The organism is Emticicia agri, from assembly GCF_004168285.1.
GTDB classification, from domain to species: Bacteria; Bacteroidota; Bacteroidia; order Cytophagales; family Spirosomataceae; genus Emticicia; species Emticicia agri.
Map to the genome: position 1 here is coordinate 1 of NZ_SEWF01000091.1, position 10,615 is coordinate 10,615.

9 protein-coding genes are annotated in these 10,615 nt (G+C 38.9%); 4 read left to right on the top strand and 5 right to left on the bottom strand.

Annotation, left to right across the window (positions count from 1 at the left end):
- Positions 1–7: 7 nt before the first annotated feature.
- Together EWM59_RS26745 and EWM59_RS28870 are read right to left on the bottom strand one after the other, a co-directional pair.
- Positions 8–577, bottom strand: coding sequence for an IS1 family transposase (locus tag EWM59_RS26745; protein WP_310587907.1), 570 nt, complete (start codon positions 575–577; stop codon positions 8–10).
- On the bottom strand, positions 535–936 hold the full coding sequence (locus tag EWM59_RS28870; RefSeq protein ID WP_445447097.1) for an IS1/IS1595 family N-terminal zinc-binding domain-containing protein: 402 nt from the start codon (positions 934–936) through the stop codon (positions 535–537). The genes EWM59_RS26745 and EWM59_RS28870 overlap by 43 nt, the downstream gene beginning before the upstream one ends.
- Positions 937–1,163: 227 nt before the next feature.
- On the opposite strand from EWM59_RS28870, the gene EWM59_RS26750 reads away from it, so the two are divergent.
- Complete coding sequence (locus EWM59_RS26750; protein WP_130024277.1) at positions 1,164–2,201, top strand: aldo/keto reductase; 1,038 nt, start codon at positions 1,164–1,166, stop codon at positions 2,199–2,201.
- Positions 2,202–2,284: 83 nt separating this feature from the next.
- Positions 2,285–2,677, top strand: coding sequence for a DUF1398 domain-containing protein (locus tag EWM59_RS26755; protein ID WP_130024278.1), 393 nt, complete (start codon positions 2,285–2,287; stop codon positions 2,675–2,677).
- A gap of 59 nt (positions 2,678–2,736) precedes the next feature.
- Here EWM59_RS26755 and infB read toward each other — a convergent pair whose 3' ends face one another.
- The 3 genes from infB to rimP all read right to left on the bottom strand — a co-directional run bounded on the left by infB (position 2,737) and on the right by rimP (position 8,073).
- Positions 2,737–6,027 (bottom strand): translation initiation factor IF-2, encoded by a 3,291-nt coding sequence (gene infB, locus EWM59_RS26760; protein ID WP_130024279.1) that lies wholly within the window; start codon positions 6,025–6,027, stop codon positions 2,737–2,739.
- A 234-nt stretch (positions 6,028–6,261) separates the two neighbouring features.
- Positions 6,262–7,506 (bottom strand): transcription termination factor NusA, encoded by a 1,245-nt coding sequence (gene nusA / locus EWM59_RS26765; protein ID WP_130024280.1) that lies wholly within the window; start codon positions 7,504–7,506, stop codon positions 6,262–6,264.
- A gap of 90 nt (positions 7,507–7,596) precedes the next feature.
- Positions 7,597–8,073 (bottom strand): ribosome maturation factor RimP, encoded by a 477-nt coding sequence (gene rimP / locus EWM59_RS26770; protein ID WP_130024281.1) that lies wholly within the window; start codon positions 8,071–8,073, stop codon positions 7,597–7,599.
- Positions 8,074–8,433: 360 nt separating this feature from the next.
- On the opposite strand from rimP, the gene EWM59_RS26775 reads away from it, so the two are divergent.
- The gene (locus tag EWM59_RS26775) at positions 8,434–9,459 is read left to right on the top strand and encodes an alpha/beta hydrolase (RefSeq protein WP_130024282.1); all 1,026 of its coding nucleotides are present in this window, start codon (positions 8,434–8,436) and stop codon (positions 9,457–9,459) included.
- A 39-nt stretch (positions 9,460–9,498) separates the two neighbouring features.
- Positions 9,499–10,611, top strand: coding sequence for an IS4 family transposase (locus EWM59_RS26780; protein ID WP_130019099.1), 1,113 nt, complete (start codon positions 9,499–9,501; stop codon positions 10,609–10,611).
- Positions 10,612–10,615: the final 4 nt, after the last annotated feature.

Below are 10,615 nucleotides of genomic sequence, written 5' to 3' on the forward strand. Positions count from 1 at the left end.
GGTAATCCTAATAATGTAATGCTTTTATTTCAAGATTGTAATTGCAAATAAAATACTTTATTGCTCCTATATGGTTTTCTAAAGATTTAGAAAAACTTAATGATTTTCTAACTAATCTGGCTACCCTTTGTCTTAATGTTCCATTAAAACGTTCAATATATGCCGTCAAACCACTATCCTTTCCTACTCCAAAATGATTCTCTTTTTCAAAAGTAGTTATGTATGCTTGCCAGTAGTCAGAGAAAAAACCAGTATTACCCTTGAAAACAGCAGGTATTTTTTCATAGAAAACTTGTGCATCTTTGCTTGAACGACTGCCTATATGAAAGGCAATAATTTGTCTATTAATAGGGTTTAGTGCTAACCATAACCATTGTTTATTGGCTCTCTTACCTACAAAAGTCCACATCTCATCTAATTGAATACCATAATACTCAACCCTTACCCCTCTCTGTTTACTATATAATTCATTGACTAATAAATCGTTATTTTCTATGTCAGATAAGTAATAATTAGTAACTACATCTTCTATAACTACCTCATTATCTGATACTTGAATGTACTCTTGTAATGCAATCGAATTTTTTTTATAACCTCTATCCTTCCGATTTCTTCATCCATTCTATCTCCTAAATAAGATTCAATATCCGGCAAAGTCAAATCAGCGTTTAAATCATCGGGTAGGGATTTATATAAGTCTTTGATGTAAGATAATAGCCACTGCTGACTCACATCACATACTCGACAAATACCGGATAAAGATATTCTCTCCAAGAGTAGTTTGTTAATAAGAATTTTATCGGATTCATTCACAAACCAATCCTGACCGCCCTCCACAAATTGACGATTACAATTATGGCATAAATAGTTTTGCTTACCGTAATGAGTATGACCATTCTTCTTCGTATTTTCGCTATTACAATGACTACAGTTCATCTTTGCCTTTTTTTACAAAGATAGCTACAGCATTACATTTATACGACTACCGAATGGGATATGGTCCTGAAATGTCTGAACTTTGATTTAGCTGATTGACCTGATTTCGCTGAATAAAATTATCAGTGTAATCCTTAAATCAGCGGACGCCGCGCGGGTAAATCAAAGTTCAGACAAAATCATACAATTAATCACTCAATCACACACTCACTAATTTTTCAAAACACATGGAATACAGACAATTAGGAGCATCTGGTTTAAATGTTTCAGTATTAAGTTTTGGTACAGCTACTTTTGGAGGTGGTACCGAGTTTTTCAAGGCATGGGGCAGCACTCAGGTAGAGGAGGCCACTCGTCTGGTTGATTTATGCCTTGAAGCAGGCATCAACTTATTTGATACGGCTGACGTGTATTCGCAGGGATTATCAGAAGAAATTCTGGGTAAAGCCATTGCGGGCAAACGAGACCAGTTATTGATTTCTACCAAAGCTACTTTCACATTTGGTACAGGCCCTAATAATCAGGGGTCTTCACGTTTTCATTTGCTAAAACAGGTTGAGGGAAGTTTAAAACGCCTGAATACTGATTATATTGATATTTACCACATGCACGGTTTTGATGGGGTTACACCTGTAGAAGAAACCCTGCGCACCCTTGATGACTTGGTGCAGAGCGGAAAAATAAGGTATCTGGCGGCTTCTAATTTCTCGGGTTGGCACCTGATGAAATCATTGGCTATATCAGAAAAATATGGCTGGAATCGCTACGTGGCGCATCAGGTTTATTATGCACTAACCAACCGTGAATACGAATGGGAACTCATGCCTTTGGGTATTGACCAAAAAGTAGGTGCCATTGTATGGTCGCCGCTGGCAGCAGGCTTATTAGGCGGTAAATACAAACGTAATCAACCTAAACCTACTGATACCCGTACAGCACAGGGAGGCAGCCCGATTCCGGCCGCAGCAGTGAATGAAGAGGTTTTGTATAATGTGGTTGATGTGTTGGAAGAAATTGCGGCAGAAACCGGAAAAACCATTGCACAGGTAGCCATCAACTGGGTATTACAAAGACCAACGGTATCAAGTATCATTATTGGTGCCCGTAATGAAAAACAACTGAAAGAAAACTTTGAAGCCGTGGGTTGGCAGCTGACTACAGAACAACTTAAACGATTGGATAAAGCGAGTGATGTGCCACCAACTTATCCGTACTGGCACCAACGTCAGAATCTGACTCTGAATCCGCCACCAACTTTCTATTGAGATTTTGTAAGTAAACGTTTTTTTACAATTTCATGATTGGTTGATTGGCGACCTTTGTTGAGAAATTTTAAACTCTACAAAAAATGTTTACGCTCAATCAAATCAAAGAAGCACATGCCCAAGTAAAAAGTGGCGCAGATTTCCCGAAGTATATTCAGGATTTATCAGCATTAGGGATTCTGAAATATATTACTTATGTACAAGACGGTCATTCCGAGCTTATGGGTGCTAATAGTTACACGCTCACGTCAGATGCCAGGTATGTGCCTTTAAAAATAGCAGATGAAAGTGCTCCGGAAGCATTTAAAGAATACCTGACAAAACATCAGCAAGGGCAATCAGATTATCCCACATTTTGCAAGCAAGCGGCTGAAACAGGGACTGATAAATGGATAACAGATATTGCACAAATGACCTGCACCTATTATGATAAAGCGGGAAATGAAATAGTAGTTGAGACGATTCCGGGTGTATAAAACCCTATTAAAACAAAAGGCTTCCCGATTGAGAAGCCTTTTGTTTTTATCATTTAATCTTAAAGCGTACGTTTTACCTCTTTGATTTCATAACTTTCGATAGTGTCTCCTACCTCAATGTCGTTGAAACCTTTGATACTCAAACCACACTCAAAATTAGTTCTTACTTCGTTTACGTCATCTTTGAAGCGTTTCAGTGCAGAAATTTCTCCTTCATGAATTACTATACCTTCTCTGATAACACGTACTTTGTTACTACGTTTGAAACTTCCGTCAGTTACATAACAACCCGCAATAGTACCTATTTTACTGATTTTGAAGACTTCTCTTACCTCAATTGTACCTACGATTGTCTCTTCTTCTTTCGGAGCCAATAGACCTTCCATCGCATCTCTGATTTCGTTGATGGCATCATAGATGATAGAGTACAATCTGATTTCGATTTCCTCCTGATCAGCTATCTTTCTGGCACTATTAGACGGACGAACCTGGAATCCGATAATAATGGCATCGGCAGTAGAAGCAAGGTTCACATCAGATTCAGAAATTTGTCCTACCCCTTTGTGAATAATGCTAACCTGTACTTCTTCGGTTGAAAGTTTCAGTAATGAGTCAGACAAGGCTTCTACCGAACCATCCACGTCGCCTTTCACAATTACGTTCAGCTGGTGGAAAGTACCAATCGCTTTACGACGACCGATTTCTTCAAGTGTAATGTGTTTTCTGGCTCTCAAGCTTTGCTCACGGATAATCTGCTCACGTTTGTTAGCGATTTCACGTGCTTCACGCTCAGTTTCCATGATATTAAACTTATCACCTGCCTGTGGCGCACCAGGTAAACCTAGAATCTGTACAGGCGTTGATGGGCCTGCTTCTTTAATTCTGTTACCCAAATCGTCAACCATTGCTCTTACACGACCAAAATAAGGCCCTGCGAGAATAATGTCTCCGACTTTCAGTGTACCGTTCTGAACCAGAATAGTAGCTACATATCCACGTCCTTTATCTAACGATGCTTCAATTACTGTACCTATGGCTGTTCTATCAGAATTTGCCTTTAATTCAAGTAATTCAGCTTCTAACAATACTTTGTCTAATAGTTCAGCAATACCGATTCCCTTTTTGGCCGATACTTCCTGTTCCTGATATTTACCACCCCAGCTTTCAACGAGAATATTTTCTTTCGATAAATCTTCACGAATCTTGGCCGGATTAGCACCCGGTTTATCAATTTTATTAATAGCGAACACAATAGGTACACCTGCATTTTGCGCATGGTTAATGGCCTCACGTGTTTGTGGCATCACACTATCGTCAGCCGCAACCACTACAATTACTACGTCGGTAACTTTGGCACCTCTGGCACGCATGGCCGTAAAAGCCTCGTGACCCGGGGTATCTAAGAAAGTAATCTTTTTACCTTTGTTCGGGCCGTCTTTCATTTCTACCGAGTAAGCACCAATGTGCTGGGTAATACCCCCGGCCTCACCTGCCGCTACACGTGCCCGACGGATATAGTCAAGCAAGGATGTTTTACCGTGGTCAACGTGACCCATGATGGTAACAATCGGTGCTCTTGGTTCGGTATCTTCAACGTTGGCATCTTTATCTACTGCATCTGCCTGAACTTCATCTTCGGCTGAAATAAATTGCACGTCAAAATCAAAATCAAGCGCAATCATCTGTATTACCTCAGCATCGAGACGTTGGTTGATAGAGATAAACATACCCATTTTCATAGCGGCTGAGATTACCCCGGTAACCGGTACGTTCATCATGGATGCTAATTCGGCAGCAGAGATAAACTCTGTTACTTTCAGTATGTTGCTATCCTCCTGCTCTTGCAAAACACGTTGCTCTTCCTGGTCGGCACGCATTTTACGTTTATCCTTCCGGTATTTCGCTCCGAAGTCAGGCCCTTTGGTCTGCATACGAGCCATCGTTTGCTTGATTTGCTCTTTTACCTCGGTCTGAGATACTTCTTCACGACGTTCTTTCTTCTTCTTAGGGTCAACTTTCTTAGCCGTTCCTGTTCCGGTTGTTGCAGGATTCTTAGGTTTAGCGGCACTACCCTCATTGCTATTTACTTTTTCGGCTCTCTTTACACGCTTACGTTTACGCTTGCGCTTAGCGTCTTTATCTTCAGCACTTGAGCTACTCTTTTTCTCAACAGGTAGTTCAATTTTGCCAAGTACTTTCAAGCCTTGCAGTTTTTCTCCTCTCGCCTGAATCAATTCCGGTTCATCTTCCTCCTCCGGTTCAACCTGTTTTGGAACCGGTTTCTTGAACTGCTGGTTCTGAGGTTGATTCTGTGGCGGTCTCTGCTCAAAATTCGGTCTGTTCTGCTGATACCCACCTTGTCCTTGCTGACCTTGTTGTGGAGGTCTTGGAGGACGGTTCTGATCTCTGTTGCCAGTATTGTCTCTGTTACCAGAATCCCTGGTACCTTGTCCCTGATTCGGATTCGGGTTATTATTAGGTCGGTTCTGGTTATTCCAGTTATTGTTAGTAGGTCTATTCTGGTCTCTGTTACCTGAATTATCTCTGTTCCCCTGTCCCTGATTATTTCTGTCTCTGTTCTGAGAATTATCTCTATTGCCTTGATTATCTCTATTCTGCGGATAATCACGGTTCTGGCGATAATCTCTGTTCTGAGGGTACTCTCTGTTGCCTTGATTATCTCTGTTCTGAGGTGGCTGAGGGCGCTGGTTTTCCACAGGTTTTTGTGGTTCTTCTACTGGTTTTGTTTCCACTTTAGGCGTTTCAATTACCGGTTTTACCACTTCTTCCTGTTTCTCTACCTTCGGTTCAGTTTTTTCTTCAGTTTTTGGCGGTTCTACTACTGGTTTTACAGGTTCAACCACCTGTTTCGGAGGTTCTTCCACCTTGGGTGTATTCACTACAACAGGTTCAGTTTTAGGAGGTTCAGGTGTTGGTGTCGATGGTGTAGAGGGTTTTCTGTCTAAATCTATTTTCCCTAAAATAGTCGGTCCTTGCAGTTTTTGCTCTGCACGAATCACTTCCACCGGTTTCTCGGGGGTTACTTCAGGGGTTTTCTCGACTTTTTTCTCTTCGACTTTTGGTTGGTCTCTAAAATAAAGGATATCCATATCACCCGAAGAAGAAGATGATTTTGTTTCTTCTGCAGGTTTTACAGCCGCGCTCTCTTCAAGCAAAGAAGAATTATTAAATTCTTTCGATAAGATGTTTAACTGCTCAAAGTTGAGTTTAGCATTTGGATTGTTATCAATACGATGCCCCTTACCCGCTAGTTTCTCAACGATGGTAGTAATACCAACGTTTAGTTTTTTAGCCGCAAGGCTTATTCGCATTTCTTTTTGTTCTATCATAAAGTAAATTAAAAATCAGTTGATTTATTTTGAGTTGCCGGATTTATTAGAAACCTGAAATAAAAACCTCACCACCAGAAACCTGTATTCACATAATCTTCCAACGACCTGAATTCAGCCAATTCCATTTCAGGAGCTCTTCAAGCTACAAAGGTAGCCTTTTAGTCAGAAATACCATATATAAAGGCTTATTTAGATAACACCAATTAAGCGTCTCCTGTTCCCTGAGTTTTTTTATTCAAATTCTCTACTCAAAATTTCTAATACTTCGGCAATAGTTTCTTCTTCAAGCTCGGTACGACGGGCTATATCTTCTACCGACAAGGCCAGTACAGATTTTGCGGTGTCGAGACCAATCTTGCGGAACTCGTCAAGAATCCAGTCCTCGATTTCGTCAGAGAATTCTGATAGGTCAACATCTTCCTCCTCTTCTTCTCCTTCAAGGTCACGGAATACATCAAGTTCCATGTTTACTAACTTACCAGCGAGTTTAATATTCATGCCACCTTTACCGATAGCCAACGATACCTGATCGGGTTTCAGATAAACCGATACACGTTTTTTCTCGTTATCTACCTGAATGCTACTGATTTTTGCAGGGCTTAATGCTCTCGAAATCAACAGGTTCAGGTTATCAGTCCATTGAATAACATCAATATTCTCATTCTCTAATTCACGCACAATTGTATGAATACGAGAACCTTTCATACCTACACAAGCGCCCACCGGGTCAATGCGGTCATCGTATGACTCAACAGCCACTTTGGCTCTTTCGCCCGGCTCACGCACAATTTTACGAACAGAGATAAGTCCGTCAAGAATTTCAGGGATTTCCTGCTCAAATAAACGTTCAAGGAATACCGGCGATGTACGTGACAATGTAATACGTGGTGTTCCGTTGTTCATTTCAACTTTATGAACTACTGCCTTGATGCTTGTGCCTTTTCTTGGGCGGTCTTTCGGAATCTGCTCCGTTTTTGGCAGCACCAATTCGTTACTTTCACCATCCAGACAAACCAGTTCTTTCCCTAAAATCTGATAAACTTCTACTATTATTAACTCTCCTACCAAATCTTTGTATTTGGCATACAGCATCTCTTTCTCTAAATCTTTAATCTTCTGGATTAAGGTCTGGCGGGCAGTCTGTACTACACGGCGACCAAAATCTTCTAACTTCACTTCATCAGCCACTTCTTCACCAATTTCAAAGTCAGGCTGAATCTTCTGTGCATCTGAAAGCATGATTTTATCAGGATCCCAGATATCCTCAGAGTTGTCGTCTACGATTTCGCGTGTACGCCACATTTCAAGGTCGCCGCTGTCGGCATTTATGATAACATCGAAGTTGTGGTCTGTACCAAATTTTTTACGAATCATTGTCCGGAATACGTCCTCTAATACCTTTATCATGGTTGGACGGTCAATGTTCTTTTCACGGGCAAATTCTGAAAACGATGCAATTAACTCTCCGCTGTGCATATTCTATTCATCAGTTAGCGATTTTGTTGATTTAGTGAATGAGTTTTCTCATTCCTAATACTCATTAAATCTAATTTCTTAATTATAATTTTATTTAAATGAAATAATTACTTGTGCTTCTTTTATATTTTCAAGTGAAATAATTATAGGTTCGATGGGTTCATTTTTCGCTTTTCCTGTGCGTTTTTTGTCCTCAATCAAAGTAATTTCCTGGTTAGCAAGACCCTCCAATTTACCTTTGACCTCTTTCCCATCATTCAATACTACTTTCAGATTCCGTCCGATATTCTTGCGGTACATTCTTTCGCTTTTTAAAGGAAAATCTATCCCGGGCGACGAAACTTCGAGCGTGTATTTATCGGGCATAATTTCATCTAATTCCTTGCCCAGTTTACGACTGATTTCGCTACACTCATCAATACCAATTCCGGCATCGGAGTCTAACAAAACGGTAACTTTACTATTTAATCTCGACAAAGACACTTTAATATCCACCACAAAAAACTTATCGTTTTCGAGCAGTGGTTCTAAAAGTTCTTCGATTTTTTGTCTGTGTTCTGTATTCATAATTCCACTGTACCGAAACCCTGAGAGCAAACGGGTTTACTGACTATACAAAGAAAAAAGGAGGGCTTCGCTCCTCCTTTTTCACAATTCTAAGGCAAAGATAGGAATATTTTTCCTTTTTTACAAATTTGATTGAGAAATAAAGGCGTTTTTCTGTCGAATTAGCCTCGTTTAATCATTACTCTAAATCTATCTCACCTCCTTATCCATACAAAAGTTTCCTCATATTCATATACCTGTTGCTTTTCTAAACCCTACCGTTACCTCAAATTCCTGATTTTGTGTAGGGGATAATCAGGTAACGGTTGCCTTAATTGAGATTGCTGCTATCATCAGCACCTACAATTAAAACAAAAAAATATGCAAAAGCTAAAACATTTGTATGCTGCCTGTATGGTAGCTTTACTATCGGTGTCTTGCTCTGAATCCCCTTTTGAGCCTGAACTTGCCACTATTACGAGTTTTCATGTAAAGAATGGAGACTACCTGATTCCGGTAATGGTAAGAGGGAATACTGCCAGCAAAAAAATTATTCTTTATGTGCAGGGGGGTCCTGCACTTAATACCCTCGACTATGCAACAATTGATTATCCTGAATGGAAAAATACATTGGAGAAAGATTATGCCATAGCTTATTATGAACAACGTGGTACAGGCAACAAACAAGGAAGATTTAGCTATGGGGACAGTATATTAGACACCTATGTTGAAGATTTACACACCCTATCAGCCTTTCTTAAAAAAGCCTATGACGCAGAAATAATTATGATGGGTCATAGTTTTGGAGGAGCCTTAGTAATGAGATATATGCTTGAAAAAAGCAAAGAAGGAATTCCCACACAGTATATTGTACTGAATGCACCCGTAACTACTGATAATGGATTAAGCGAAAAACTAAGATGGAAGTTCAGACATGAGTTTCTGCAAAACTCTGCTACTCTTGAAATTAGTCGTGGAAACCATGTAAACGAGTGGATAGAAGTATTTGAATGGCTTAAAAAGAATCCTGAAATTAAAAAACTGGACGGAGAGAATCCTTATCAATTGATGATTCAATGGAATAATTATGTTGAAGACCTTATTTATATAAGCTATCCTGAAAAGAGTTTAAAGGTTCGTGATTACATGAAAGCCATATTTGCTTCACCTTATAATCCTGTACCTGTATATATCGGAACTTTGCTCAACGAAAGTGATTTGAGAAGTTTGATACTTAAAGAGGAAGAAAAGTACGAAATGCTATACAAACTCAATAAAATTGATCATCAGAATATTCTGATGGTTACCGGTAGATTTGATGATATATGTGTGCCGGAAGAACTGAACTATGTCTATAGTCAGATTTACTCTACCCGAAGATTTTTAATTTATAAACAAAAAGGCTGAATTTTGTAGCGACCAAGCAAACAAAACCAACCTTTTAGAATGAGAAAACTCATTAGGGACGAAATTATAAAGATTTTTGATAAAATACCTCTTGCTAAGAATCTATCAAGGAAAAAATTCATTGGTGATTTTCTGATAGGGATGCTCGAAAGCCGGAAGGTGCAATTTAAAGAAATAGCCTTGCACATTGAGAGTGAAGCTACATTAGAATCAGTTGAACGTAGAATACAGGCATTTTTTAAGGATTATGATTTCGATTACAGGCAAGTATGTCTCTTACTATTAATGTTTTTACCTAAAGGTAAACTTCAATTATCAATAGATAGAACCGAATGGGACTTCGGCATTTATCAATGCAATATTTTGATGATAGTTGCCAAAAATGGTTCAATAGGGATTCCATTGTATTGGGAGTTATTAGATAATAATTCAGGTAATAGTAATTGTAAAGACAGGTGTGACTTATTACAATCAATTGTAGATGTGATAGGTTTGGATAGAATCGGTTTGATAGTTGGAGATAGGGAATTTATTGGTATTCAATGGCTAAAGTATCTAAAAGACAGGCAGATAAACTTCTGTATGAGATTACCTAAAAACCATTTGATAACACTTAAGAATGGGGCTGTTTGTTCAATAAACGACTTATTGTCCCATCAACAGGAGCGTTACTTTGAAACATGTTTGGTCGATGGAATCTGGTGCAATACTATGCTAAAGAAATTAGATAATAAAGACTTTTTGTTTCTGATAGGTAATCTGCCAGCCAAGCAGTTAGGAAATCTTTACCGACATAGGTGGTGTATCGAAGTTCTGTTTCAAACTTTCAAACAAAGGGGCTTTGATTTAGAAACTACTCATATTAAAGGAAACGAAAAACTTAGTAAATTGTTGGTTTTTGTTAGTATTGCTGTAGCTATAGCACTGAAAACAGGTCAATATCTCCATCAAAAAGTAAAGATGATTAAAGTCAAAAAACATGGATATAAAGCTAATAGCTTCTTTAGAAAGGGTTTAGATTATATCAGAGTAAATCTAAAAAGACAAAAACAAAATTTTATAGCTACTTGTCAGATGCTTGTATATGATTTTTTGAGGTGGATTCATTTACAATTCATCTATCACAAGGAATTAACAAAAATCTTCGGGTAGAGTA

Coding starts and splice junctions, on each gene's coding strand:
- EWM59_RS26755 (WP_130024278.1), top strand. CDS start 2,285: ATGTTTACGCTCAATCAAATCAAAGAAGCACATGCCCAAGTAAAAAGT.
- EWM59_RS26750 (WP_130024277.1), top strand. CDS start 1,164: ATGGAATACAGACAATTAGGAGCATCTGGTTTAAATGTTTCAGTATTA.
- EWM59_RS28870 (WP_445447097.1), bottom strand. CDS start 936: ATGAACTGTAGTCATTGTAATAGCGAAAATACGAAGAAGAATGGTCAT.
- EWM59_RS26780 (WP_130019099.1), top strand. CDS start 9,499: ATGAGAAAACTCATTAGGGACGAAATTATAAAGATTTTTGATAAAATA.
- nusA (WP_130024280.1), bottom strand. CDS start 7,506: ATGCACAGCGGAGAGTTAATTGCATCGTTTTCAGAATTTGCCCGTGAA.
- infB (WP_130024279.1), bottom strand. CDS start 6,027: ATGATAGAACAAAAAGAAATGCGAATAAGCCTTGCGGCTAAAAAACTA.
- rimP (WP_130024281.1), bottom strand. CDS start 8,073: ATGAATACAGAACACAGACAAAAAATCGAAGAACTTTTAGAACCACTG.
- EWM59_RS26775 (WP_130024282.1), top strand. CDS start 8,434: ATGCAAAAGCTAAAACATTTGTATGCTGCCTGTATGGTAGCTTTACTA.